This is a genomic window from Nocardia sp. NPDC051832 (genome assembly GCF_040681285.1).
Classification (GTDB): Bacteria; Actinomycetota; Actinomycetes; order Mycobacteriales; family Mycobacteriaceae; genus Nocardia.
Window position 1 is genome coordinate 197,531 of sequence record NZ_JBFAYL010000002.1, and the last position, 25,868, is coordinate 223,398.

Annotated in this window: 22 protein-coding genes; 14 read left to right on the plus strand and 8 right to left on the minus strand. The window is 67.9% G+C overall.

Annotation, left to right across the window (positions count from 1 at the left end):
- The first annotated feature begins 6 nt into the window (after positions 1 to 6).
- A complete protein-coding gene (locus AB0M14_RS10640; protein WP_364992033.1) occupies positions 7 to 768 on the plus strand; it encodes a hypothetical protein in 762 nt (253 codons plus the stop codon).
- 3 nt (positions 769 to 771) lie between these two features.
- Here the strand turns inward: AB0M14_RS10640 and AB0M14_RS10645 are convergent, their stop codons facing one another.
- The 3 genes from AB0M14_RS10645 to AB0M14_RS10655 are packed head-to-tail and all read right to left on the minus strand — an operon-like array spanning position 772 to position 4,287.
- A complete protein-coding gene (locus AB0M14_RS10645) occupies positions 772 to 3,261 on the minus strand; it encodes an FtsX-like permease family protein (RefSeq protein ID WP_364992035.1) in 2,490 nt (829 codons plus the stop codon).
- Positions 3,261 to 3,986 carry an ABC transporter ATP-binding protein gene (locus AB0M14_RS10650; RefSeq protein ID WP_364992038.1) on the minus strand — a complete coding sequence of 242 codons (726 nt, stop codon included), beginning with the start codon at positions 3,984 to 3,986 and terminating at the stop codon, positions 3,261 to 3,263. Before AB0M14_RS10650 ends, AB0M14_RS10645 begins: the two co-directional genes overlap by 1 nt.
- Before the next feature lie 28 nt (positions 3,987 to 4,014).
- Positions 4,015 to 4,287 (minus strand): hypothetical protein, encoded by a 273-nt coding sequence (locus tag AB0M14_RS10655; protein WP_364992041.1) that lies wholly within the window; start codon positions 4,285 to 4,287, stop codon positions 4,015 to 4,017.
- Positions 4,288 to 4,523: 236 nt separating this feature from the next.
- Between AB0M14_RS10655 and AB0M14_RS10660 the strand changes: the two genes are divergently transcribed.
- The 8 genes from AB0M14_RS10660 to gatB all read left to right on the plus strand — a co-directional run bounded on the left by AB0M14_RS10660 (position 4,524) and on the right by gatB (position 14,883).
- Positions 4,524 to 5,909: a histidine kinase gene (locus tag AB0M14_RS10660; RefSeq protein ID WP_364992043.1), complete on the plus strand. Its 1,386-nt coding sequence runs from the start codon at positions 4,524 to 4,526 to the stop codon at positions 5,907 to 5,909.
- A complete protein-coding gene (locus AB0M14_RS10665; RefSeq protein ID WP_364992045.1) occupies positions 5,906 to 6,619 on the plus strand; it encodes a response regulator transcription factor in 714 nt (237 codons plus the stop codon). Before AB0M14_RS10660 ends, AB0M14_RS10665 begins: the two co-directional genes overlap by 4 nt.
- A gap of 67 nt (positions 6,620 to 6,686) precedes the next feature.
- Entirely contained in the window at positions 6,687 to 9,176 is a 2,490-nt protein-coding gene (locus AB0M14_RS10670) for a protein kinase (RefSeq protein ID WP_364992047.1), read from the plus strand.
- Positions 9,166 to 10,044 (plus strand): hypothetical protein, encoded by an 879-nt coding sequence (locus AB0M14_RS10675; RefSeq protein ID WP_364992050.1) that lies wholly within the window; start codon positions 9,166 to 9,168, stop codon positions 10,042 to 10,044. The genes AB0M14_RS10670 and AB0M14_RS10675 overlap by 11 nt, the downstream gene beginning before the upstream one ends.
- 17 nt (positions 10,045 to 10,061) lie before the next feature.
- Positions 10,062 to 11,096 (plus strand): ATP-dependent 6-phosphofructokinase, encoded by a 1,035-nt coding sequence (locus AB0M14_RS10680; RefSeq protein ID WP_364992052.1) that lies wholly within the window; start codon positions 10,062 to 10,064, stop codon positions 11,094 to 11,096.
- Between the two features lie 157 nt (positions 11,097 to 11,253).
- Positions 11,254 to 11,871, plus strand: a complete 618-nt coding sequence (locus tag AB0M14_RS10685) for a Uma2 family endonuclease (RefSeq protein WP_364992054.1) — start codon at positions 11,254 to 11,256, stop codon at positions 11,869 to 11,871.
- Between the two features lie 22 nt (positions 11,872 to 11,893).
- Positions 11,894 to 13,273 carry an alpha/beta fold hydrolase gene (locus AB0M14_RS10690; RefSeq protein WP_364992057.1) on the plus strand — a complete coding sequence of 460 codons (1,380 nt, stop codon included), beginning with the start codon at positions 11,894 to 11,896 and terminating at the stop codon, positions 13,271 to 13,273.
- 98 nt (positions 13,274 to 13,371) lie between these two features.
- Complete coding sequence (gatB, locus tag AB0M14_RS10695; protein WP_364992060.1) at positions 13,372 to 14,883, plus strand: Asp-tRNA(Asn)/Glu-tRNA(Gln) amidotransferase subunit GatB; 1,512 nt, start codon at positions 13,372 to 13,374, stop codon at positions 14,881 to 14,883.
- Between the two features lie 136 nt (positions 14,884 to 15,019).
- On the opposite strand, the gene AB0M14_RS10700 is transcribed toward gatB, so the two are convergent.
- Complete coding sequence (locus tag AB0M14_RS10700) at positions 15,020 to 16,129, minus strand: PQQ-dependent sugar dehydrogenase (RefSeq protein WP_364992063.1); 1,110 nt, start codon at positions 16,127 to 16,129, stop codon at positions 15,020 to 15,022.
- 273 nt (positions 16,130 to 16,402) lie between these two features.
- Here AB0M14_RS10700 and AB0M14_RS10705 point away from each other — a divergent pair, with 273 nt between their 5' ends.
- Positions 16,403 to 17,227, plus strand: a complete 825-nt coding sequence (locus tag AB0M14_RS10705; RefSeq protein ID WP_364992065.1) for a DoxX family protein — start codon at positions 16,403 to 16,405, stop codon at positions 17,225 to 17,227.
- Positions 17,228 to 17,298: 71 nt separating this feature from the next.
- Here the strand turns inward: AB0M14_RS10705 and ilvD are convergent, their stop codons facing one another.
- Entirely contained in the window at positions 17,299 to 19,140 is a 1,842-nt protein-coding gene (gene ilvD / locus AB0M14_RS10710; protein WP_364992068.1) for a dihydroxy-acid dehydratase, read from the minus strand.
- Positions 19,141 to 19,457: 317 nt separating this feature from the next.
- Positions 19,458 to 19,985 carry a PH domain-containing protein gene (locus AB0M14_RS10715; RefSeq protein ID WP_364992070.1) on the minus strand — a complete coding sequence of 176 codons (528 nt, stop codon included), beginning with the start codon at positions 19,983 to 19,985 and terminating at the stop codon, positions 19,458 to 19,460.
- A 346-nt stretch (positions 19,986 to 20,331) separates the two neighbouring features.
- Here AB0M14_RS10715 and AB0M14_RS10720 point away from each other — a divergent pair, with 346 nt between their 5' ends.
- The 4 genes from AB0M14_RS10720 to AB0M14_RS10735 all read left to right on the plus strand — a co-directional run bounded on the left by AB0M14_RS10720 (position 20,332) and on the right by AB0M14_RS10735 (position 24,868).
- On the plus strand, positions 20,332 to 22,251 hold the full coding sequence (locus tag AB0M14_RS10720; protein WP_364992073.1) for an acetolactate synthase large subunit: 1,920 nt from the start codon (positions 20,332 to 20,334) through the stop codon (positions 22,249 to 22,251).
- A complete protein-coding gene (ilvN, locus tag AB0M14_RS10725) occupies positions 22,248 to 22,751 on the plus strand; it encodes an acetolactate synthase small subunit (protein WP_040693551.1) in 504 nt (167 codons plus the stop codon). Before AB0M14_RS10720 ends, ilvN begins: the two co-directional genes overlap by 4 nt.
- Positions 22,752 to 22,796: 45 nt before the next feature.
- Complete coding sequence (gene ilvC, locus AB0M14_RS10730; RefSeq protein ID WP_364995633.1) at positions 22,797 to 23,798, plus strand: ketol-acid reductoisomerase; 1,002 nt, start codon at positions 22,797 to 22,799, stop codon at positions 23,796 to 23,798.
- 134 nt (positions 23,799 to 23,932) lie between these two features.
- On the plus strand, positions 23,933 to 24,868 hold the full coding sequence (locus AB0M14_RS10735; protein WP_364992076.1) for an alpha/beta fold hydrolase: 936 nt from the start codon (positions 23,933 to 23,935) through the stop codon (positions 24,866 to 24,868).
- Positions 24,869 to 24,927: 59 nt separating this feature from the next.
- Here AB0M14_RS10735 and AB0M14_RS10740 read toward each other — a convergent pair whose 3' ends face one another.
- Together AB0M14_RS10740 and AB0M14_RS10745 are read right to left on the minus strand one after the other, a co-directional pair.
- The gene (locus tag AB0M14_RS10740; protein ID WP_364992079.1) at positions 24,928 to 25,347 is read right to left on the minus strand and encodes a VOC family protein; all 420 of its coding nucleotides are present in this window, start codon (positions 25,345 to 25,347) and stop codon (positions 24,928 to 24,930) included.
- A gap of 55 nt (positions 25,348 to 25,402) precedes the next feature.
- On the minus strand, positions 25,403 to 25,855 hold the full coding sequence (locus AB0M14_RS10745; RefSeq protein ID WP_364992081.1) for a hypothetical protein: 453 nt from the start codon (positions 25,853 to 25,855) through the stop codon (positions 25,403 to 25,405).
- Positions 25,856 to 25,868: the final 13 nt, after the last annotated feature.

Genomic DNA, 25,868 nt, shown 5'->3' on the forward strand with positions numbered 1-25,868 from the left:
AAACTCGTGACTTATCCACCGCCCGGCCCGCAGTACGGTGCACCTCAGGGTTATCCGCCCGGCCCGAATTACGGTGCGCCGCCGCCGATGCCGGGACCGCCGCGCGGATCCAATCCGGCCGTCTGGATCGTGGTGGGCGTGGTGGCTGTCGTGGCCGTGGCCGCCGCCTTGTTCATGGTCGTCGGCGGAAGCTCGGGTTCCGGCGCGGACACGGCTGCCCCGGAGTCGGCGCTGCCGACGTCACCGGAGCCGCCGGCGGATCCGCTGACGACGAGCCGAGCCGCGTTCCCCGGGCTGGTGCCGCAGGGTTCCGGGGAGTTCGGTGACGCGTACGGGTCCGGCACCTGCTTCGCCTACGAACCCAGCGATGTCTACCGGCTGAAGTTCGAACAGCTGAAGTCGAGTCCGTGGCAACGCATGTGGGAGTGCAACGGCGGCGGCGACGACAATTATGGGTACTCGATTCTGTTCTTCGACAGTCCGAGCGCCGCGGCGGCGGCCGTCGCCGCGCTGCCGCAGCACGAGCTCTCCGCTGGACACAAGGCGGGGGCCCGGCAGACCCACCATTCCTGGATCGAGCCGGACCCGCCGGGCCCACTCCAGCCGTACTACTACACGGCAAACTTGGTGGTCAGTTTCGAATCGGATCCGTTGCGGGACACCTATCTGATCTACACGAGTCACCACGGGACCTCGCGCGACCCGCAGTCCGCGCCGCCACCAGCCGACGAGAAACTCGCCGACTGGTGGGCGCAGGCTCCGCTGTAGCGCTCAGTCGACCGCCAGCGCCGCCACGATCGGCATCCGCGCCGCCCGCAGCGCCGGCGGGATCGACCCCAACAACGCCAGACCGAGGGCGGCCGCGCCGTAGACCAGGATGAGGATGCTCGGGTCGTAGATCGCATCGATCGTCATGGCTTGTCCGATCGCCATGATGGCGAGGTACTGGATACCGGTGCCGGCGACGAGACCGATGGCCGCGCCGATGAATCCGATGCCCGCCGCTTCGGCGAGCACCGAGCGGAGCAGGAACTTGCGGTTGGTGCCCATGGCGCGCAGCACGCCGAGTTCGCGGCGGCGTTCCAGGACCGACAGCATCAGCGTGTTCAGCAACGCGACGGTCGCGACCAGGACCACGATCCAGAGGATCGCGGCGCTCATCGCCGTGCCCTGCCGCAGGCCGCCGGAGATGGCGTCGACCTGCTGCTGCCCGGTGGAGACGCGGATGTCGGCCGGTAGCGCCGCCTGAACGGCGGACCGCACCGTGGCCAGGTCCGCGCCGTCGGCCACATCTACCGCGAGGATGGTCTCGCCAGGGCGTTCGTACCAAGCTCGCAAGTGGTCGACATCCATGATGACCACCCCCGCGACCGCGCTGAAGTACGGAATGACCTGTAGCACTTGCACGCTGTGGTCGCCGGTCGGGGTGGGCAGCGTGACGCGCGAGCCCACGGTGACGCCGAGTTCCCGGGCGACGTCGCGCGAAATGATGACGCCCTCGTCGGCGGCGAGGCGCGGCAACAGGCTCCGATCCACCGCCTCGATCCGGACCGCGCCCTTCTCGGTTTCGAAGCCCTGCAGCATGACCCGGCCGCTGCCGAGGGTCGCGAAGGCCATCTGCGCCGGGCTGACGTCGGCGACCCCGGGCACCTTGGCGACCTTGTCCTTGATGTCGGCGGGCAGCAGCGGTCCGGTCGGAAACTGTTCGGCCGAGGTGACACTGACGTTCAGGTCGATCCGGCCCAGCTCCTCGAAGGTCGTGCTCGCCGAGTCGACCATGTTCTGGGACGCACCGCCCATCGCGACCGTGGCGGCCACCCCGATCATCACCGTCATGGCGGTCGCCCAGACCCGGCGCGGTGCGCGTTCCAAGGTGGTGGCGCCGAGCGCCCCGGGCGGCCCGAAGCGCCGGGCGATCGCGGCGGCGGCGCGCACGATGGGCCCGGTGGCGGCGAAGCAGAGCACGACGGCCGCGGTGTAGGCCATCGAGATCGAAACCAGGGAGAGGCGACCGAGATCGGCGCGCGCGATGCCGATCGCGCCGCCGGCGAGCCCGAGGCCCAGGACGATGGCGGCGATCCGCCACATACGGCTCGTGCTGTCGGTCTGCGCGACGCCGACCGGGACCAGCGCCTCGATCGGCTCCACCTTGTACACCTGGCGGGCCGCGATGGCCGCCGCGATCACGCTGGCCAGCACACACGCCAGCACCGCGACCGGTATCGCGTACCAGGGCACCATGTATTCGGTCCGCGCCTCCACCGACTGCACGATGCCGACCGGGATCCGGTCGATACTGATGCGGCCCATGAGAATTCCGATGCCCGCGCCGATCACGCCGCCGATCACGCCGAGCATCGCAGCCTCGGCCAGCAGGTCACGCACCATCGGCCCGCGTTTGCCGCCGATCGCGCGCAGCAGCGACAGCATCGGACGGCGTTGCGCCACCGCCATACTCATCGCGTTGTAGATCAGGAACGCGGACACGATCAGCGCCGCGAAGGAGGACATGAGCGTCGAGTACCGCACGATCTGAATCGCGCCGCCGGCCTGGGCCGTGCGCAGACCCGGGTCGGCGACCACCGCGCGCCCGCCGACCGCCGTGGTCAAAGCGTCACGCAGCGTACCGATGTCGGTGCCCGGCTGCGCGATGATCTGCACCGAATCCAGCCGTCCGGGGCGTTCGGTCAGGGTCTGCGCCAAGCTCAGCTGGGTCGCCACGAGGTGGCCGCCGTTCAGCTGCTGGGAGGATTCGTGGTCGAGAACCCCGGCGACGGTGACGGTCTCGCTGCCGAGCCGGAAGGTGTCGCCTTCCTTATAGCCGAGCGCCGCGCCGACGAGCACGCCGTTGCGCACCGAGACGAGTTTGAGTCCCTGACTGGCCATCGGGCCGGTCAGCCTGCTGCCGAGCGCGGAGATACTCGGATCCGCGCCGATCAGCATCAAGCGGTCCTCGTCCGCGCCGAGCTGCGCGCGCAACATCGGCACCGCGGCCTTGACGCCGGGCGTGGCCGAAATCTTCGGCAGCAGTTGCTGTTCGAAGCCCGCGTCGGTGATCCCGCTGACCTCCAGCACCGCCGACCCGCCGAGCGCGCGGGTGAGCTTGTCCACCGACCCGGTCACCGAACCGGAAATGCTCAACACCGCCACCAGCAGCGACGCCGAGATGCTCATCACCGCCAGCGACATCACGGTGCGGCCGCGGTGCGCGAGCAGTTCGCCGATATTGAACAGCCGCAACCGATCCCAGATCGCGGCCATCAGGCGTGCACCGCCCCGCCGCCGCGGACCTTGCGATCGACGGCGTCGTTGGACCCGATCAGCCCGTCGCGCAAGGTGATCACCCGATCGCAGTACTCCACCGCACCCATGTCATGGGTCACCATGACGACCGAATTGCCGTCGCCCGCGATATCGCCGAGCAGTTGCAGGATCGACGCGCCGGTCTTGGAGTCGAGGTTGCCGGTGGGTTCGTCGGCCAGGATCAACGGCGGATCCATGATCAGCGCGCGCGCCACCGCGACCCGCTGCATCTGCCCGCCCGACATCTCCGAGGGCCGGTGTCCCGCCCGATCGCCCAGGCCGACCCGGTCCAGCAGTTCCAGCGCCCGCGGCTTGGCCTTACGTAATCCGGTGCCGTCCAGCAACTTCGGGATGGCGACGTTTTCCCACGCGGTCAGCGTCGGCAGCAGGTTGAAGAACTGGAAGATGAAACCGACCTGGTGTCTGCGGAATTCGGATTGCCGCTCGTCGTCCAGCGCGCCGATCTCCTCGCCGCGGAACTGGATGGAGCCCGACGACGGGCTGTCCAGCGCGCCGAGCAGATGCAGCAGCGTGCTCTTCCCGGACCCGGAAGGCCCGATGATCGAGGTGAACTCACCGGGTTCGATGCGCAGGCTCACGCCGTCCAGCGCGCGCACGGACTGGCCGCCCACCCGGTACTCCTTGATGATGTCGGTCAGTTCCAACATGGCCGGATTCGGCATTGTCGTCCCCCATCTTTCTTCTCGGTGGTCAGCGCGCCAGGGCTTCGATCGCCGGCCGGCGCGGGGTGTGGGCATCGAGCACGGCCCGCAGCGCGGGCTGCTCAGCGGCAAGCTCGAGATAGGCCTCGACAGCGGACTGGCCCCGGCTCATCGCCAGCTCCAGCTTTACTTCGAGGTGAATCTTCCAGCGGTAGTACAGCGCTTGCAGCAACCCCGCGGGTCCGCCGAACAACCGGTCCAGTTCCGGGATCCCCGAGAACAGACCGGGACTGGCCGGGTCGTGCGCCGCGCGGGTGAGCACGGTGTGCACAATTTCGGTTCGCGTGTGGTGATCTTCCCACGCGGAGCGACTGCTCGCAGTTCGCTCGAAATGGTCAGTCATGGCTTGGCCTTCCGTGATTCGATGGAACTGACGCTACGGAGACCACTACGCGCTGTCGTCGTGCCAGAGCAGCGAATTCGGTTCCTACCGGAGTAGGAGAGGCCGACCTTTCGCGGCACGATGTGGCGACAGGCACAGGCCGCTAACCTGGCGGGATGGATGTGACCCAGATCCCGCCGGCGGGGAGCGCCGGACCGGCGATCCCGCTGCGCGACCTCGGGAGCATCCGGGACCGCCTGCTGGACCTGTGGCGGAATCCGCGAGCCATGATCCGGCGCTACCTCGAGACGCTGCCGTTCGACTATCCGCCCGCCCTGATGACCGGCGGCTGGCTGGCGATGTGCCTGATCGGCGTGATCGCGACGGTCCAGCGCCACAGCTATTTCCCGAATGTGCTGCCACTGGTCGCCGTCCTGGTGATGCTCGCCTCGATGCCGGTCTTCTGCCTGTTCAGCGTGACGCCGCACCCAGTTGTGCTGGCAGCCTCGGGGCTGGTCAGTACCGCGGTCTTTCTGATGCAGCCGGTCCAGTCGGATTTCGCGCCGTTCGTGTTGATCGTCTCGGTCGGCGAGGTCGCCGCGATCGTCGCCAAACGCTGGAGCGCGGTGTATGCCGTTGTGGCGCTCTGCGAGCTGATCGCCTTCGACGCGATGGACAAGGTGCTGTGGAGCGGGCCGAACACCCGGCTGGAAGGCCTGCAGATGTACACCGCCGGGCTCGCGCTCGGCTGGATGGTCGGCGTCATGCTGCGCTACCAGCGGAAGTTCCTCTATCAGGAGCGCGAGGGCCAGCAGATCCGGGCGATGCAGGCCGCCGACGAGGAGCGCCGCCGGATCGCGCGCGAGGTGCACGATGTCATCGCGCACTCGCTGAGCATCACGCTGCTGCACCTGACCGGGGCGCGGCACGCGCTGGAGACCGACCGCGACGTCGACGACGCGGTCGCGGCGCTGGTCGATGCGGAGCGGCTCGGGCGGCAGGCCATGGCCGATATCCGGCGCACCATCGGGCTGCTGGACGGCCGGCCGTCGAAACCCATGCCGGAACCGGGGATTGGCGATATCGATGCCCTGGTAGGCGATTTCGTGCGGGCCGGGCTGGATATTCGCTACACCGGCGTCGGCGATCACTCGGCGGTGTCGGCGGCGGTCGGGCTCGCGCTCTATCGGATCGGTCAGGAATCCCTGGCGAATGTGGTCAAGCACGCGCCCGGCGGCACCGCGACCGTTCAGGTGGACGTGGACGCGCACACGGTGACGCTGCTCGTCGCCAACACACTGCCCGCCGGCTTGCCGTCGAAGCCGGGCAACGGGATGGGCCTGTCGGGCATGCGGCAGCGGGCCGAGTTGCTCGGCGGCGCGATCGCCGCCGGTCCCTACGACGACGGCTGGTCGGTGCGGGCGGCGTTTCCGCTTGCCGCGCAGCGCAACTGCGTGCTGCCGGAATTGATGCAGCTCGCGGTGACGACGGTGCGTGACGGTGTGGCACGGGAGGCGCCGCGCGCGACGGGCGCGCGGGCCACGGTGGAGGAGAGTGCGTGAGCGTGGTTGGTCAGAACGGCGTCGTGCCGGTGGGCTCGGCCGAGGATCTGGTGACGGTCCTGGTGGTCGACGATCAGGAGCTGGTGCGCGGCGGGTTGCGCCGAATCCTGCGCCGCCGTGACGGATTCGTGGTCACCGAGTGTGCCGACGGCGACGAGGTGATCGCCGCGGTAGCCGCCGAGCAACCCGATGTGGTCCTGATGGATCTGCGGATGAAGCGGGTCGGCGGCATCGATGCCACGCGATTGCTGCGCGCCAAAGACGGTGCGCCGCCGGTGCTTGTGCTCACGACCTTCGACGATGATCAATTACTGTCCGGCGCGTTGCGCGCGGGAGCTGCTGGATTCATTTTGAAAGACTCGCCCGCGGAGGATCTGATTCGCGCGGTCCGCACCGTCGCGAGCGGTGGGGCCTGGCTCGATCCGTCGGTCACCGGCCGGGTGCTGTCGGCCTACCGCACGGTCCGGCCGGTGGTAGCCAAAGCGAATAGCAGGCTCTCGGAATTGACCGCGCGCGAGTACGAAGTGCTCGAGCTGATCGCCCGGGGCCGGGTGAACGGAGAAATTGCCAGGGACCTTGGCATCTCCGAAGTAACGGTGAAAAGCCATGTCGGACACATATTCGGCAAACTCGACCTGCGCGATCGGGCCGCGGCGATCGTCTTTGCGTTTGACCACGGGGTGGTCACCCCAGGAGAATCCACACCTTGACGGAATGCCCCGCTTGGCTAGGATCGCAGGGTCCAGGCGGGCGTCCGGGATGTGGAGGTTGTACGGCGTGGACGGACCTGGCTGGAGGGTCGGCAGTCGATTCGGGCCGTACGAGTTGCGTGCGTTGCTGGGCAAAGGCGGGATGGGCGAGGTCTACGAGGCCTACGACACCGTCAAGGAGCGTGTGGTCGCGGTCAAACTGCTGCCCGAGGAGCTCGCTAAAGATCCGGTGTACCAGGTGCGTTTCCGGCGCGAGTCGCAAGCCGCGGCACGCCTGGCCGAGCCGCACATCATCCCGATCCACGACTGGGGCGTGATCGACGGCGTCCTGTTCATCGACATGCGCCTGGTGCCGGGCTCCGATCTGCGTTCGCTGCTGCGCGGCCTGGGGCCGATGCAGCCGCAGCGTGCGATCGCCATCATCGAGCAGATCGCCGCCGCGCTGGACGCCGCGCACGCCGACGGGCTCGTGCATCGCGATGTGAAACCGGCGAACATCCTGGTCACCGAGGCGGACTTCGCCTACCTGGCCGACTTCGGCATCGCGCACACCGAGGGTGACGCCGCGGTCACGCAGGTCGGAATGGCCGTCGGGTCGTATGTGTACATGGCGCCCGAGCGCTTCGACGTCGGCCAGGTCACCGGCCGCGCCGACATCTACTCGCTGGCCTGTGTCCTGCACGAATGCCTCACCGGCGCAACGCCGTTCCCGCAAGCCAGCATGAGCGTGCTGATCCGCTCGCACCTGACCGAGGCCCCGCCCCGGCCCAGCGTGGCCCGCCCGGGCGTACCGCCCGCGCTGGACGACGTGATCGCCCGCGGCATGGCCAAGGACCCGGCCGACCGCTACCCGACCGCCGCCGCGTTCGCCCAGGCCGCCCGCGCCGCCCTGGGCGCGCCCGCCGCCCCCGCCCCCAAGTTCGTGGTGCACGCCCCCGACCCGTCCCGCTTCGGCAACCCGGACGCGACGGCGACCCGCAACGCGGTGGTGCCCCCGGAAGCGACAGGGGAGTTCTCGGTCATCCAGCCGCCCGCGGCATCCGAGGTGAGCCTCACCGACTTCCACTTCACCCCGCTACCCCAGGACACCCCCGACTCCTCGGGCCCACTACCCATCCGCCCGTTCCCGGACGCGCACCTATACGAAGAGATCGAGCAGTTCCCCAGCGGCCAGTTCGCCGCGGTGAAGCCGGAAGCGCCGGTAACGCAGAAGTACAAGGCGCCATACGGTTCCGAGCCCCAGCCGTACACGCCGCCGGAGAGCTACCACGCACCCGAGCGCTTCGCCGAACCGCAGTCCTACCCGGAGTCCCAGGGTTACGACGAGCCGGACAACCGCTCGGGCCAGCAGGATCCGTCGCGGCAGCAGGCGTACTCCGGATCCGAAGGCCATTCGGAACCGCGAGGGTTTGCGGAGCGGGCGTACGCGGAGACCGAGGGCCGTTCGCAAGCGCGAGGATTCGCAGAGCAGCCCTACGCGGAGACCGAGAACTTCTCGGAGCCGCGAGGATTCGCGACGGAGCGGAACCAGGGGTTCAACAGCCATCCGGAGTCTCGCGGTTTCGATGAGCCGCAGGCGTATTCGGAGCCACAGAGTTACTCGGAGCCGCGTGGTTCCGCTGAACAGCGGCCATATCCCGAGCCGCAGGGTTACTCCGAGTCGCGGGATTTCGAGGAAACGCGGACCTATTCCCAGCCGGAGGGCTATCGCGAGCCGCAGGCATATTCGGAAGCGGCGTATCCGACCGTGCGCGGGCGGAACGGGGATCAGGATCTGACACCGGCGGCGCGGGCGTATCCGGTCGAGCCGTATGACGAGCAGTTCCCCGACGAGCAGTACGCGCCGGAAACCCGGCGCTACCCGGAGTACGCCGAGCCGGATCCGTACCAGGAGCCGCAGCGGCATCCCGAGGATCCGTATCGCCCTGCCGCGCAGGCGTATTCGGAGTACCGGCCACCTGCCGCCGCGGCCGCGCCGGATTACGACGACGACCGTTACTCGCCGCGCGGCGGTTACGACTATGCCGAGGAACCCGAGGATCCGTATCAGCGGCCGTCCGCGCGCGGTTCGATCGTGCTGCCGATCCTGGTCGGCGTGATCAGCGTCGTCGTGGTGGCGGTGGTGGGCGCGGTGGGCTGGCAGATGTTCGGCGCCGGTAATTCCCAGCCCGTCGCCGAGACCGCGGCCGAAGGCAGCTCCGTCGCGGCGACCCCGCGGCCCGTGACTCCGGGAACGCCTGCGCCGCAATCGAGTTCGGCGTCCCCGACGACGACCAGCGGTACCGCCGTGAAACTGCCCGACGGCGCGAAGGCCTGCTCGACGGGTTCGTCGACGAGCACTTTCGGCCGGGCGGCCACCGGCAGCGAGGTCACCAGCTGCCAGTTCGCCGAAGCCGTGCGCAAGGCCTATGCCGAATCCGCCTCCGCTACCCGGGCACCCAGCTCGGTGGTGGCGACCAGCCCGGTCACCGGCCGGACGTACACGATGAATTGCGTCGCGCAGGGTCAGCTGGTGACCTGCAGCGGCGGTGAGAACGCGGTGGTTTATGTCTATTAGTCGTCTGCGAAAAGCGCTGGGCGGCAGTGCTTTCGCGCTGCTCATGCTGACCTCGTGCGCGCAGAATCCGAGTGACGACGCCGCGGCCGAGCCGACCACCATCACCCAGGCGGCCGCGCGTTCGGAGCAGCAGAACCTGCAGATGGCCGTGCCGGGCACGCTGGCGCACAGTTTCCAGCAGTTGCAGGGCAGCTGGCGCGGGCATCTCGGCCTGGCCGTCATGCCGGTCGGCGGCAGCAAGATGGTCACCTTCGGCGATTGGTCCACCGGACCGGCCTGGTCGACCATGAAGGTCCCGTTGACGCTGGCCGCCGTGCGCCGCAGCTCGTCCAACGCCGGATACACCGCGACCACCGCGATCACCCAGTCCGACAACGCCGCCGCCGACACGCTGTGGCAGGCCCTGGGCGGTGCGCAGGAGGCGGCGAAAGCGGTGGAAGCGGTGCTGCGCGAGGGCGGCGACACCAAGACCATCGTGCCCCCGACCCGCACCCGCGCCGAGCATTCGTCGTTCGGTCAGGCGGAATGGTCGCTGGCCGAACAGGTTCGGTTCGCGTCCAATTTGCCGTGTCTGCCGCAATCCTCGACCGTGCTGACCATGATGGCGCAGATCATCCCGAATCACCGCTGGGGACTGGGCACGTTCACCGGCGCGGAATTCAAGGGGGGTTGGGGCCCGGACACCTCCGGCGGCTACCTCGTCCGGCAGTTCGGCGTGATCGACACCGCGGGCGGTCAACTCGCGGTCGCCTTTGCGGCGCAACCGGATTCGGGCGCCTTCAACGACGGCATGAACGCCATGAACAAGATGGCGACCCTGCTCACCCAGCACCTGGACGAACTTGCCGGAGGTAAGTGCGCGGCGTGAGTGGCATGATGGCGGCCATGCGCATCGGAGTCTTGACCGGAGGCGGAGACTGTCCAGGACTGAACGCGGTGATCCGCGCGGTCGTTCGCACCGCGAACGGCCGCTACGGTGACGCGATCGTCGGCTTCCAAGACGGCTGGCGCGGTCTATTGGAGGACCGCAAGATCACCATCGCCAACGACGACCGCACCGACCGGCTGCTCACCAAGGGCGGCACCATGCTCGGCACCGCCCGCACCAATCCCGACGTGCTGCGCGCCGGGCTCGGCCAGATCAAGCGCACGCTCGACGACAACGGCATCGAAGCGCTCATCCCGATCGGCGGCGAAGGCACCCTGACCGCGGCCAGCTGGCTCTCCGACGAGGGCGTGCCGGTGGTCGGCGTGCCCAAGACCATCGACAACGACATCGATTGCACCGACGTCACTTTCGGCCACGACACCGCGTTGAGCATCGCCACCGACGCCATCGACCGCCTGCACACCACCGCCGAATCCCATCAGCGCGTCATGCTGGTCGAGGTGATGGGCCGGCACGCCGGCTGGATCGCCATGCACGCCGGCATGGCCGCGGGCGCGCACCTCACCCTGGTGCCCGAGGTGCCGTTCGAAATCGACGAGGTCTGCGCCATGATCAAGCGCCGCTTCCAGCGCGGCGAGAAGCACTTCATCTGCGTCGTCGCCGAAGGTTCGGTCCCCGCTCCGGATTCCGGCTTCACCCTGCGCCAGGGCGGCATCGACGAATTCGGCCACGAGCGCTTCACCGGCGTAGCCCAGCAACTCGGCGCCGAGATCGAACGCCGCATCGGCAAGGAAGTCCGCACCACCGTCCTGGGCCACATCCAGCGCGGCGGCAGCCCCACCCCCTACGACCGTGTCCTCGCCACCCGCTTCGGCCTGCACGCCGCCGAAGCCGTCCACGCCGGCCACTTCGGCCAAATGGTCGCCTTGCGCGGCACCGAAATAGACCTCGTCCCCCTCTCCGAAGCCACCAAACAACTCAAACGCGTCCCGCAGGACCGCTACCGCGAAGCAGAAGCCTTCTTCGGCTGAGGTGCTCAGCGAAATCGGCCACGGGCTATAGCGAATCGCTCTAATGTCGGCTCGTGGCCAGAACGATCGAGCAAGCCGAGCTGCACGCCAGCAGTGCCGTTCTCCTGGAAGCGCTCGACGCGGGTGCGGATCTGATCATCACCCGCGACGGACGCCGATGAGTGAGCCGCCACCGAATGGGCAAGAGCGGCTCGTGACTGCCGAAGAATTTCTCGAAGGCCATCCCGACGCGTTCGGGGAGATCCATGACGGCGTTCTGATCCAGGCGTGTGGGCAATCGCCGCAGCATGGCCTCGTGGTCCGCAGGCTGGCGGCCGAGCTCGAATACGCCGTCGATCCGGACGGACCGCGCCGGGAGGTGTATTGGGACACGCCGATTCGCGTGGTCGACGCCGAGCGGGCTGAGGCCGATCGGCGGGTCCGAGTCCGGCACCCGGACCTGATTATGCGGGATGGTACCGGTGGGCCGTATGACTTGCGATCGGTGGCGCGCGAGATCCTCCTTGTCGTGGAGGTCACGTCGGCCTCGACCATTGGCAGCGACATCGGGCTCAAGCGGGAGCTCTATGCGAGCGAGGGCATCCCGGTCTACCTGATCGTGCACTTCGATAGGGACTGGCAGCAGATCACCGAAATCGAGGAGTGCCGTCTCGACTGGTCGGGCTGTCGTTACGTGACTCGGCACAACCACACCGACTCGCTGGTTCTCACGGAACCGGTCACCCTCACCGTGGCATTCGCTGATCTACAGAGCAGGCTGCCGCGTCGCCCCTGAACCCGTCGGTACTGTGGATCCCATGCGGAGCGGGCGAGTGATGGCGTTGGTGCTGTTCGTTGTTGCCGCGGTGGTGGCGGGGTGTTCGGAGGAGTCGAGCCCGCCGGATCCGACGGTCGGGGATTGGCAGGGGGCGATCGAGCTTCCGGGGCAGCCGCTTCCGGTTGGGGTGACGTTCAAGGCGGATGGCACCGGTACGGTCGATATTCCGCTGCAAGGGATTTCGGGCGCGCCGCTGAAGGACGTGAAGTCCGGGCGGGACGGGGTCGAGTGGGCGATGGCCGACATCCCGGGCGATCCGAAGTTCAAGGGGCGCTACGACTCCGGAACAGACAAGATCACCGGGGATTTCACGCAGTCGGGGCAGTCGTTTCCGCTGGCGCTACAGCGCGGCAAGGTCGCGCCGCTGAATCGGCCGCAGGAGCCGAAGCCGCCGTTCCCGTATCAGTCCGAGGACGTGAGTTACCGCAACGGTGAGCTCACCATCGCGGGCACGCTGACCAGGCCGCAGGGCAACGGGCCGTTCCCGGCGGTGCTGCTGATCACCGGCAGCGGGCCGCAGGATCGCAACGAAGAACTCATGGGGCACAAGCCCTTTCTGCTGCTCGCCGACACGCTGACCCGCGCGGGTTATGCCGTGCTGCGCACCGACGACCGGGGCGTCGGCGGCACCGGCGGCAAACTCGACGACGCGAATTACGAGGATCTGTCCGCGGACGCGGCCGCAGGCGTGAGCTTCCTGCGGGGGCGTGCCGATATCGACAAGGCGCGCGTCGGCCTGCTCGGGCACAGCGAAGGCGGCTACCTCGCACCGCGGGTGGCGGCCAAGCCTGACAGCGGCGTCGCGTTCACCATCCTGATGGCGGGCCCGTCGGTACCCGGCCGGGATGTGCTGATCGAGCAGAACCGCGTCCTGCTCGCTGCGGCGGGTGAATCGCCGGATGCGATCGAGAAGCAGGTGCAGTTCGTCTCCGAATGGTCGGGATTGCTCAGCACCGGCGACTTGGCCGGAGCGAAAGCGGTGCAGCAGCGGCACAACGAGACGCTGCCCGCCGACCAGCGGCAATCTCAGGAGGCGATCGACGCGGTCAACACTCGGTACATGGGCTCGTTCCTGGGCTACGACCCAGGCCCGGACCTGTCCGCGCTGCGCATCCCGGTCTACGCCTTCTTCGGCGCGAAGGACTTGCAGGTTCCGCCCAGCCAGAGCGAACAGCCGATGCGCGACCGCCTCGCCGGTAATCCGGACGCGACGGTGCAGACCTTCCCGGATCTCAACCACCTCATGCAGCCCGCGCCGACCGGGCAGATCAGCGAGTACACCACGATCGAGACCACGATCGACCCCGTCGTGCTGACCGCGATCACCAACTGGCTCACCCAGCGCTTCCCGCCGAAGTAACCCGGCCCGGTCATCCCGGCGGAGGGCCACTACAGCATCCCGCCGAACGCCGGGATCCAGCGTCATGGCCGTGGACCCCCTTGAATAGGATGGTCGCCATGAGTGCAGCCACGGTCGAGTTGATGGATTATGCCGATGTCATCGCCCGCTACGAGCCGGTGCTGGGCATGGAGGTCCACGTCGAGCTGTCCACCGCGACCAAGATGTTCTGCGGTTGCCCCACCGAATTCGGCGCCGACCCGAATACCCAGGTGTGCCCGGTGTGCCTGGGCCTGCCGGGTTCGTTGCCGGTGGTGAACGAGAAGGCCGTCGAGTCCGCCATCCGGATCGGTCTCGCGCTGAACTGTTCCATCACCCCGTGGGGCCGGTTCGCGCGCAAGAACTACTTCTACCCGGACCAGCCGAAGAACTACCAGATCAGCCAGTACGACGAGCCGATCTGCGGCAACGGCTACCTCGACGTGCTGCTCGACGACGGCTCCACCTTCCGCGTCGAGATCGAGCGCGCGCACATGGAGGAGGACACCGGTAAGTCGCTGCACGTCGGCGGCGCCACCGGCCGCATCCACGGCGCCAGCCACTCGCTGCTGGACTACAACCGCGCCGGCGTGCCGCTGATCGAAATCGTCACCAAGCCGATCGAAGGCGCCGGCGAACGCGCCCCCGAGGTAGCTCGCGCGTATGTGACCGCGCTGCGTGAGGTGCTGCGTTCGCTCAATGTCTCCGACGTGAAGATGGAGCAGGGTTCGCTGCGCTGCGACGCCAACGTCTCGCTGATGGCGAAGGGCGCCAAGGAATTCGGCACCCGCACCGAAACCAAGAACGTGAACTCGCTGAAGTCGGTCGAGGTAGCGGTGCGCTACGAGATGCGCCGCCAGGCCGCGGTGCTCGCCGACGGCGGCACCATCCTGCAGGAGACCCGTCACTTCCACGAGACCGACGGTTCTACCTCGCCGGGCCGGGTGAAGGAAACCTCCGAGGACTACCGTTACTTCCCCGAGCCGGACCTGGAACCCGTTGCGCCCGATGCCGACTGGGTCGACTCGCTGCGCGGCACCATCCCCGAGTACCCGTGGCTGCGGCGCGCGCGTCTGCAAGCCGACTGGGCCCTGTCCGACGAGGTCTTCCGTGACCTGGTCAACGTCGGCGCCCTCGATTTGATCGTCGCCACCGTCGACGCGGGCGCCTCGGTCGACGCCGCGCGCGCCTGGTGGGGCAACTCGCTGGCCGGCACGGCCAAGGAACGCGAGGTGGCTCTGGCAGAACTGCCCATCACGCCCGCCCAGGTGGCCGAGGTGATCAAGCTGGTCGAAGCGAAGACCATCAACAGCAAGGTCGCCAAGCAGGTCGTCGATTTCGTTCTCGCGGGCGAGGGCGAACCGGCGCAGATCGTCGAGGCCAAGGGGCTCGGCATGGTCAGCGACGATTCCGCCCTGCAAACCGAGGTGGAGAAGGCGCTCGCCGCGAACCCCGACATCGCCGACAAGATCCGCTCCGGCAAGATCCAGGCCGCAGGCAAAATCGTCGGTGACGTCATGAAGGCCACCCGCGGGCAAGCCGACGCCGCCCGCGTCCGCGAACTCGTCCTGGCAGCCTGCGGCGTCAGCTAGCCTGTCTGCCCCGGCTGCTGGCCAGCCCGTTGTTTCGGGCTCCCAGCCACCGGTCGTCCCGCCGTGCTTGTGGCCGGGACTCAGGGAGCACACCAGCGAAAAGGCGTCCCGCTCCCCAGCGGGACGCCTTTCGCGTCTAGTCCGGCGTACCGCCACCACCCGACGGCGGCGGAATCTTCACCACGCGATCATCGAACGGCCCGTGATTGTCGTCGTTGTTGACCGTCGCCACCCAGATCGCGCCGTCGCTGGCCGCGGCCGCCCCACCGAGCCGCCCGTACTTGTCCTGATTGGTGAGCGCGGGCTGCGTGGTGATCGCATGCGACTTCGGATCGACCTCCGCGATCGCGAGCGCCTTCCCGCCCGACATCGCGATCGCCACCATCTCCGGCCCGGCCGCGCAGCCCGCGACGCCGGGATGATCAGGCCAGGTCCAGCCGACGCTGACCGACCCGTCCTTGGCGAGCCGCTGCAACCGATCCTCGGTCGCGGTGCGATCGGTGACCCAGGTGCTGTCCGCGCCGTCCCAGCACAGGTCGCCGCCCATGCCGAGCCCCGAGAGCACGACCTCCGGACTGGCGTCCGGCGCGGGCGACTTGACCCGCAGCACCTTGCCCGCCAGCGACGACGGCGTCGAGGCCAGCCCCGGGTTCCCGGCGTCACCGGTCAGCACCAGTAGCTCGGTATCGGAGACGAACTCCAGCGCGCCGTGATTGCCGTTGGCGCCCTTGGGGATTCCGGCCACGATGACCTTCGGCTGCCCGCCCTGGGCGATGCGCACCACCCGGTTGTCCGAGCCGGTGGTGATGTAGGCGTAGATCAGGCCGTCCTCGTGATAGGTCGGGGAGAGCGCGAGATCGGTGATGCCGCCGTCGCCGGAGGCGTCCACGTCCAGCTTGGCGATCTCGATCGGCGGGACCTGCGGATCGCTCTCACCCACCGGCACGACCTTCAGGATCCGGCCGGTGCGCCGCTCGGCGACCAGCGCGGTATCGCCGAGGCCCACGATGCCGCCGGTGGAGTCCAGGCAGGTGCTCATGACCGCGGGATCCGGGTCGATGCACGGTCCTTCCGGCCGCGGCGGCGGCTTCTGCGTGGACTTCGGCGCCTTGGGGTTCGCGGGCGCGAAGGTGGGTTCGGGTGTGAACGGGCTGGCGGCGGAATCGTCGAAACGCGCACAACCGACCAGCAGGACCGAGCCGAGCGCCAGACTCAGGGCGACGCGGCCCGCGACAACCAAACTCATGGTAGTGACGTTACGGAAATACCGGCGCGGGCGCTGCTCCCGGGTACGTGTTGCGGCGATCGGGGCGGTCGCGGGCGCCGAATCCGGTGCACTGGCAGGGTGGTTCGCGCGCGTAGCACCACTGCACAGGGTAGGCCGGGATTGACACGCCGTACCGCTAAGTCTCCCGCCGAACGATCGTGCGGCATAGGGTGTTGCCGTGAGTGAGCGTGAGCTAACCATGGACGCAGCCCCACCGGCGACGGCGGAGCCGATCAGGAGCGAGGTGCGGTTGTGACCGACAAGCCGAAGGACACCTCCGGTGACCCCAACGCCACCGGTCGCGGTGTGACCAGCCCGTACGATTCGCCGACCGGGCAGTTCCCGCGCGTCGGCGGCGGTCCCGAACTGCGCAAGGACGTGCCCCGCACCGACGAGGAACTGGGTCTGGAGCCGGACGTCCCCACGGTGGGCGAGCAGACCACCACGACGACGCCCTATTCCTACGCCAGCATCCCGCCCGCCGCGAACACACCCGGCGAGCCCAGCTCCGCGCTGCGCCGCCGCGCCGCCGAAAACCGGCGCGGCACCTTGGATTTCGGCTTGTTCCTGCTGCGCCTGGTCGTCGGCGGCACCTTCATCTATCACGGCCTGCAAAAGCTGACCGGCTGGTTCCACGGCCCGGGCCTGGACGGCACCCGCGACATGATGACGGGCGGCGGCTGGGATCACGCCACCGTGTCCGCCATTCTCCTCACCACCGGTGAGCTGCTCGGCGGCATTCTGCTGGTGCTCGGTCTGGCCACCCCGCTGGCGGCGGGCGCGGTCCTCGCCGTGATCATCAACGCCTGGCTGTGGAAGCAGGGCATGATTCCCGGTTTCCAATACAACGCGGGGGTGAAGACCGGCGTCGAATTGGACAGCATCCTGGTCGGCGCGTCCGCCGCGATCATCCTCACCGGCCCGGGCCGCTGGTCCCTGGACCGCAATCGCGGCTGGGCCCTGCGCCCGGCCTGGGGTTCCTTCGTGGTCCTGCTGCTGGCGGTCGCCGTCGCGATTCTCACCTACTGGTTCCTGCACGGCGGCAACCCGCTGACCGGCATCGGCCCGTTCGACTAGCCTTACCGACGCGAACGGCGTCCCCTCCGCGGAGGGGACGCCGTTCGCGTATTCGACTGTGCCGCTATCGGTTACGGGACGTACCGGACCGCGCCCTTGTCGGCCGAGGTGGCCAGCGCGGCGTAGGCGCGCAACGCTGTGGTGACCGGACGATCCCGGTTGACCGGCTGCCAGGGCCGTTCGGAGGCTTCCATCTTCGCCCGCCGCTCGGCCAGCACCGCGTCGTCGACCAGCACCTCGAGCGCCCGGGAGGCGACGTCGATGCGGATCTGGTCGCCGTCCTCGATCAGGCCGATCGCGCCGCCGGCGCCGGCCTCGGGGGACATGTGGCCGATCGACAGACCGGAGGTGCCGCCGGAGAAGCGGCCGTCGGTGATCAGCGCGCACAGCTTGCCGAGGCCCGAGCCCTTCAGGAACGCGGTGGGGTGCAGCATTTCCTGCATGCCCGGCCCGCCCTTGGGGCCCTCGTAGCGGACCACGATCACGTCGCCGGGCTTGATCTTCTTGGCGAGGATCGCCGACACCGCTTCCTCCTGGGATTCGACCACCACGGCCGGACCCTGGAAGGAGAACAGTTCCTCGTCGATGCCCGCGGTCTTGAGGATGGCGCCGTCGACGGCGATATTGCCGCGCAGCACGACCAGGCCGCCTTCGACGGTGTAGGCGTGCTCCTTGTCGCGGATGCAGCCGCCCACGGCGTCGGTGTCCAGCGAGGACCAGCGGTTCTCGGTGGAGAACGGCTCGACGGTGCGCACGCCGCCCGGGGCGGCGTGGAACAGCTCGAGCGCTTCCGCGGAAGCCTTGCCGGAGCGGATGTCCCAGGTGTCGAGCCACTCGTCGAAGCTCTTGGTATGCACGGTGGACACGTCCTCGTGCAGCAGCCCGGCGCGCCGCAGCTCGCCCAGCAGCGCGGGGATGCCACCGGCGCGGTGCACGTCCTCCATGTGGTAATCCGAGTTCGGCGACACCTTGGACAGGCACGGCACCCGGCGGCTGATCTCGTCGATGGTTTCCAGATCGAAGTCGATCTCACCCTCCTGCGCGGCGGCCAGGGTGTGCAGCACCGTGTTGGTGGATCCGCCCATCGCCACGTCCAGGGCCATCGCGTTGCGGAACGCCTTCGCGTTGGCCACATTTCGCGGCAGCACCGACGCATCGTCCTCGCGGTACCAGCGGTTGGCGATGTCGACGATCACCGTGCCCGCCTTCTCGAACAGCGCCCGGCGCGCGGCATGGGTGGCCAGCGTGGAGCCGTTGCCCGGCAGCGCCAGACCCAGCGCCTCGGTGAGGCAGTTCATCGAGTTCGCGGTGAACATGCCCGAACAGGAACCGCAGGTCGGGCAGGCGCTGCGCTCGACCTCGTCCAGGCCCTCGTCCGAGACGGCCTGGTTCGCGCTCGCCGAGATGGCGACGACCAGGTCGGTCGGCGCCTGCGCGACACCGCCGACGACGACGGCCTTACCGGCTTCCATCGGACCGCCGGAGACGAACACGGCGGGGATGTTGAGCCGCATGGCGGCGTTCAGCATGCCGGGGGTGATCTTGTCGCAGTTGGAGATACACACCAGCGCGTCGGCGGTGTGCGCGTTGGCCATGTATTCGACCGAGTCGGCGATGATCTCGCGCGAGGGCAGCGAGTAGAGCATGCCGCCGTGACCCATGGCGATGCCGTCGTCCACCGCGATGGTGTGGAATTCACGCGGCACGCCGCCCGCGGCGCGCACCGCCTCGGCCACGATGTCGCCCATGTTCTTCAGGTGCACGTGGCCGGGCACGAACTGGGTGTAGGAGTTCGCGATCGCGATGATCGGCTTACCGAAATCGGAGTCGGTCATACCGGTGGCGCGCCAGAGCGAGCGGGCGCCGGCGGCGTTGCGGCCGATGGTGGTGGTGCGTGAGCGAAGCGGTGGCATTAGCGGAATCCTCGATGGTCGCGGGGGGCTGATGTGCGACTGCGTAGAGCGGGTCTACGGCCGTTCCACGGTACTCCCGGGTGACCGGGTGTTCGCGGTGGGCCGACCGCTTTGGTGTCGCTGATTTCTCGCCGCGAAGGGTGTCGCAGGCGCCTGCGGTGTCATCGGGGAGTGCCCGGACCGGCTCGGCTGAAGCTCGCTGATCGCGAAGCTACCTTCACTCTAGCGAGTTCGAGCCGACCGGTATTCCGCGGTAGCCGGGTGTGATTTTCCTGTCATCCAGCGCGAGATTTCGCATCTCAGTATGTGAGACGTGGTTAGTCGGCGGTGTCGTCGGTCTGCTCGGCCTTTTCGGCGGCCTTGCGCTCCTCGTAGGCCTGCTGCTCGGCTTCCTCGGCCGCCGCGAACAGATCCGGGATCCGGCCCTCGGACGCATCGATCAGCGCGCGCAGCCGGTCGTAGCCGACCGCGGGGAGTTTCACCTCGGAGTCATCGGTGAGGTGCGCCCGTACGTACCCGCGCTTGGGGATCGAAACGCCTTTCAGCTCATCCCAATCGATGTGCCGCTTGCCGAAAACGGTCCGCAAGTCCAGGCCCGCGTCGGAGACCTTGGTGTGCGTCCGCTCGATCCAGAACACCGCGGCCAGCGGAATCAGGAGTAGCCACCACAAACCGATCGGCCAGCCCGCGAAGAAGAAGAACACGCAGAAGAACAGAACGACCACGCCGATGTAGGTCGTCTGCGGAATCCGAATGACCTTCGCTTCTGACCCACCCGTGGCGGATCCTTCGTCGGAGGTGTGGGACGATTTAGCCGGTGGCACGGACTGATGCGGTGATGACACACCACCATCCTCGCATCCTGGTGAACGGACACAAGCAACCGCACTGTCTCACATAATGAGACGCCACGAGTCAGAAGTTTGACTCACCGGTTCACGCCCGCATAACGTCGTCCGCGTGAATCCAAACGAGCTTCTCGTAATCAGCCGGCGCGTCCAGCGTTGAGCTTGACTCTCTGAGTCGACTACGAAGCTCGCGTTGCGACGCGCCACCCTCGAACAGCCTGGCTGTCGAGGGTTTTTTTGTGTCCAGGACTAATGTCCGACGCGGGGCGCTCGCAAGGCACCACGTGTCAAGCACAGCAAGGTTTGTCCGGGGTCTAGAACGAAGAAGTTAGGAACGAAGACGGTGAGTGCACCAACCGCACGGCCCGGGCCCTCGGCCCGCAGGCCAGCGCCTTCGGCTCAGCAGGCCAATGCTGCCGGCCCGACGACCGCGGCCAACCGCCGCCAGGTCCCGCCCGAGAAGGTGACCGGCGCGCAGTCGGTCGTCCGCTCGCTCGAGGAGCTCGGCGTCGACACCGTATTCGGCATTCCCGGCGGCGCGATCCTCCCGGTCTACGACCCGCTCTTCGACTCCACCAAGGTGCGCCACGTGCTGGTGCGCCACGAGCAGGGCGCGGGCCACGCGGCCACCGGTTATGCCCAGGCCACCGGCAAGGTCGGCGTCTGTATGGCGACCTCCGGTCCCGGCGCGACCAACCTGGTCACCCCGATCGCGGATGCGCAGATGGACTCGGTGCCGCTGGTGGCGATCACCGGCCAGGTCGGGCGCGGCCTGATCGGCACGGACGCCTTCCAGGAGGCGGACATCTCCGGCATCACCATGGCGTGCACCAAGCACAATTTCCTCATCACCGAGGGCGTCGACATCCCGCGCATCATGGCCGAGGCGTTCTACCTGGCTTCGTCCGGCCGCCCCGGCGCGGTGCTGGTCGACATCCCGAAGGATGTGCTGGTCGGCCAGACCACCTTCAGCTGGCCGCCGGAGATGCGACTGCCCGGCTACCGCCCGGTCACCAAGCCGCACGGCAAGCAGGTGCGCGAGGCCGCCCGGATGATCATGGAAGCCAAGGCGCCGGTGCTCTATGTCGGCGGCGGCGTCATCAAGGCCGACGCGTCGGCCGAGCTGCTGGAGCTGGCCGAGCTGACCGGCATCCCCGTGGTCACCACGCTGATGGCGCGCGGCGCGTTCCCGGACTCCCATGACCTGAACATGGGCATGCCCGGCATGCACGGCACCGTCGGCGCGGTCGCCGCCCTGCAGCGCTCCGACCTGCTGATCACCCTCGGCGCGCGGTTCGACGACCGGGTCACCGGTCAGCTCGACTCGTTCGCGCCCAACGCCAAGGTGATCCACGCCGACATCGACCCGGCCGAGATCGGCAAGAACCGGCACGCGGACGTCCCGATCGTGGGTGACTGCCGCGAGGTGATCGCCGAACTGATCGAGACCCTCAAGGCCGACCCGGCCGCGACCGGCAGCCCGCTGCTGACCCTGACCGACTGGTGGCGGTACCTCGACGGCGTGCGCAAGTCGTACCCGCTCGGCTACGCCCCGCAGGAAGACGGCTCGCTGTCGCCGGAGTTCGTCATCGAGAAGCTCGGCGAGCTCGCCGGACCCGATGCCGTCTACTGCGCCGGCGTCGGCCAGCACCAGATGTGGGCCGCGCAGTTCATCAAGTACGAGAAGCCGCGCACCTGGCTGAACTCCGGCGGCCTCGGCACCATGGGCTACGCCGTCCCGGCCGCCATGGGCGCCAAGATGGGCGCCCCGGAGAAGGAAGTCTGGGCGGTCGACGGTGACGGCTGCTTCCAGATGACCAACCAGGAGCTGGCCACCTGTGCCGTCGAGGGCGTGCCGATCAAGGTCGCGCTGATCAACAACGGCAACCTCGGCATGGTCCGCCAGTGGCAGACCCTGTTCTACGAACAGCGCTACTCCAACACCGATCTGGGCACCCACACCCTGCGCATCCCCGACTTCGTCAAGCTCGCCGAAGCCCTGGGCTGCCACGGCATCCGGGTCGAGCGCGAGGAGGACGTGGAGGCCGCGATCCGGGAGGCGCAGTCCATCAACGACCGTCCCGTGGTGATCGATTTCATCGTCGGCAAGGACGCCCAGGTGTGGCCGATGGTCGCCGCCGGTACCGGCAACGACGAGATCATGGCCGCGCGCGGCATCCGCCCGCTCTTCGACGAGGACGAGGCGGCCGCCGAGCCCGCCGTCATCCACGAGGCCATGACCCATAGCGAGGGACAGAAATGAGTACGACCCACACCCTGTCCGTCCTGGTGGAGGACAAGCCCGGCGTGCTCGCGCGCGTCGCCGCGCTGTTCTCCCGCCGTGGCTTCAACATCGAGTCGCTGGCGGTCGGCGGCACCGAGATCCCGGAGATCTCGCGCATGACCATCGTCGTCACCGTCGAGGATCTGCCGCTCGAGCAGGTCACCAAGCAGCTCAACAAGCTGGTGAACGTCATCAAGATCGTCGAGCAGGACGCCGACACCTCGGTCGCTCGCGAACTGATCCTGGTGAAGGTGCGCGCCGACGCCAGCGTGCGCACCCAGGTCATCGAGGCCGTCACCCTGTTCCGGGCGAAGGTCATCGACGTGTCCCCGGACGCGCTGACCGTCGAGGCGACCGGAACCCGGTCCAAGCTCGACGCACTGCTGCGGATGCTGGAACCGTATGGCATCCGCGAAATCGTGCAGTCCGGTGTCGTGGCCGTCGGCCGCGGTCCGAAGTCGATCACGGCAACCCGTTAATACCTAAGAAGAAATCAGAAGGAGATACCCACAGTGGCAGTCGAGATGTTCTACGACGACGATGCGGACCTGTCGATCATCCAGGGCCGCAAGGTCGCTGTCATCGGCTACGGCAGCCAGGGCCACGCGCACTCGCTGAGCCTGCGCGACTCCGGCGTCGACGTGCGCGTCGGCCTCGCCGAGGGCTCCAAGTCCCGCCCGAAGGCCGAAGAGGCCGGTCTGACCGTCGGCACCCCCGCCGAGGTCTCCGCCTGGGCCGACGTGATCATGGTCCTCGCGCCCGACACCGCGCAGGCGTCCATCTTCACCAATGACATCGAGCCCAACCTGAAGGACGGCGACGCGCTGTTCTTCGGCCACGGCCTCAACATCCACTTCGGTCTGATCAAGGCTCCGGCCAACGTCACCGTCGCCATGGTCGCCCCGAAGGGCCCCGGCCACCTGGTGCGTCGTCAGTTCGTCGACGGCAAGGGCGTCCCCGCCCTGATCGCCGTCGATCAGGACCCGAAGGGTGAGGGCCAGGCCCTGGCGCTGTCCTACGCCGCCGCCATCGGTGGCGCGCGCGCCGGCGTCATCAAGACCACCTTCAAGGAAGAGACCGAGACCGACCTCTTCGGTGAGCAGGCCGTGCTCTGCGGCGGCACCGAGGAACTGGTCAAGACCGGTTTCGAGGTCATGGTCGAGGCCGGCTACGCCCCCGAAATGGCGTACTTCGAGGTGCTGCACGAGCTCAAGCTGATCGTCGACCTCATGTACGAGGGTGGCATCGCCCGCATGAACTACTCGGTGTCCGACACCGCCGAATTCGGTGGCTACCTGTCGGGCCCGCGCGTCATCGACGCCGGCACCAAGGAGCGCATGAAGGCGATCCTCGCCGACATCCAGGACGGCACCTTCGTCAAGCGCCTCGTCGCCAACGTCGAGGGCGGCAACAAGGAGCTCGAGGGTCTGCGCAAGGCCAACGCCGAGCACCCGATCGAGGTCACCGGCGCCAAGCTGCGCGGCCTGATGAGCTGGGTCGATCGCCCGATCACCGAAACCGCGTAAGTTTCGCTCCGAAAGGGGCCCGGCACTCGTTGTGTGCCGGGCCCTTTTCGTGTCGCTGTGCCGGAGTATCGAATCCGATGGTTAGGGTTCAGCTAATTGTCAGCTACTGACGTGCCTACCCTCGGAGGATTCCCTTGCGTCGGTTCTGGAGTCGTCTCGGATTCGCCCTGACCGCAGTGCTGCTCGCGCCCGCGGGCCCCGCCGCAGCAGCACCCGAGCAATTGCCGGTCGAATACTCCGCCCCAGCCTTCGCCGTGGCGGCACTGACCGCCAAGGCTCCCTTCAACCCGCCGGGCGGCAACGACTGGTCCTGCGTCCCGTCGGCCGATCATCCGCAACCCGTGGTCCTGGTCCACGGCATCCTCGGCAACGGCGCCGGCTGGCCGGCCATGTCCCCGCTGCTGCACAACAACGGCTACTGCGTCTTCTCGGTCACCTACGGCATCTACCCGTGGCAGGCCGGCGGCGCCCTCGCCGGAACCGGCGGCATGGCCCCGATCGCCGAGTCCAGCAAGGAGTTACGCGACTTCGTCGCCCGCGTCCTGGACGCCACCGGAGCCGAAAAGGTCGACCTGCTGCCCTGGTCCGAAGGCACCCTGGTCGCCGCCCGCTACATTCTCGTCGATGGCGGCGCCGAGGTCGTCGACCAAGTCTTCAACCTGGCCCCCATCTACGCCGGCACCGACGTCGCCGACCCGATAGTCAACGCGGCATACGGTCTCGGCATCCAGGACCCGATCTTCACCGCACTGCGCGGCACCTGTCAGGGCTGTGTCGACATGCTCCCGGTCTCCGACAACATCCGCGAACTGCAAGCCGCCGGCGTCTACGCCCCCGAAGTCCGCTACACCAACCTCTTGACCCGCGGCGACCTGGAAGTCGTTCCCTACACCAACGGTTACCGCGAGGCCCCCAACGCGACGAACATCGTCCTCCAGGACGTGTGTCCGGTGAATTTCGCAGGCCACAACTCCATCTCTGTCGATCCCACCGTCGCCGCCTTGATGCTCAACACCTTCGGCACCCCAGTCGAAATCCCTTGCGCCCCTTCGCCAACCCCGTACGTATGACCTGCAATGAGTAAGGCCTGGCACTCCTCGGAGTGCCAGGCCTGATCGGCTACTTCTACTCAGTTGTTCTGCACCGGCTGACTGAACCGCACCATGTTCCCGGACGGATCCCGGAACGCACAGTCCCGCACCCCATAGAACTGATCTGTCGGCTCCTGCAACACCTCGGCCCCGGCGGCACTGATCTTCTCGAAGGTCGCGTCGACGTCATCGGTCCCGAAAATGACCCCGCGCAACAACCCCTTCGACAGCAGCTCCGCGGCAGCCTTCTTGTCTTCTTCCGACGCATTCGGATCGCCCACCGCAGGCTCGATCACGATCGTCACATCCGGCTGCGACTTGGGCCCCACCGAGATCCAGAACAGCCCCTCGGCCTGCACATCATTGCGCAGTTCGAGCCCGAGCACGTCGGTATAAAAGGCCAGCGCCTCGTCGTGGTCAGCGGCGGCGATGAAGGTTTGCGAAAGTTTGAGTTCCATGGCTAAAACGCTAGGCCCGCAGCCCCAACCAGCGCTTCTCGATTCCTGATCGGTGTCAGCCCTGATAAGGCTCGACCGTGAACTCCACCTGCCCGGAGGACCCGACACTGAGAGCGTTCACAGTGACCGTCCCAACAAACTTCCCAAACCCAGGCTGGAAGATCGTCGTCTTCGGATCACTGATCCAATACCCCGGCCCGGTAGCCTTCGCGGTCTTCGTCCCCGACTCCCCGGTATCCACATTCCGCCAGTGCAACGTGACATCCAGACTGCACGACCCGAACCCGGTCATGTTGGTACTCACCGTGAACGACGCCGAACTCGGATACCCCGGCCCATGCACCGACGACTCCACCACCGCAACGCAAAGCCCATTGGTCAACGAGTAGATCGTCTGAAACTTGCCGCCGTTGGCAGCGGTGGCAGGCGCGGCGGTAAGCGTTAGAACCGCAGCCGTGGCAACAGCACCTGCGGTAGGAAGCATGAAACCTCTTCTGACCGAATTCATCTGAAACCTCTAC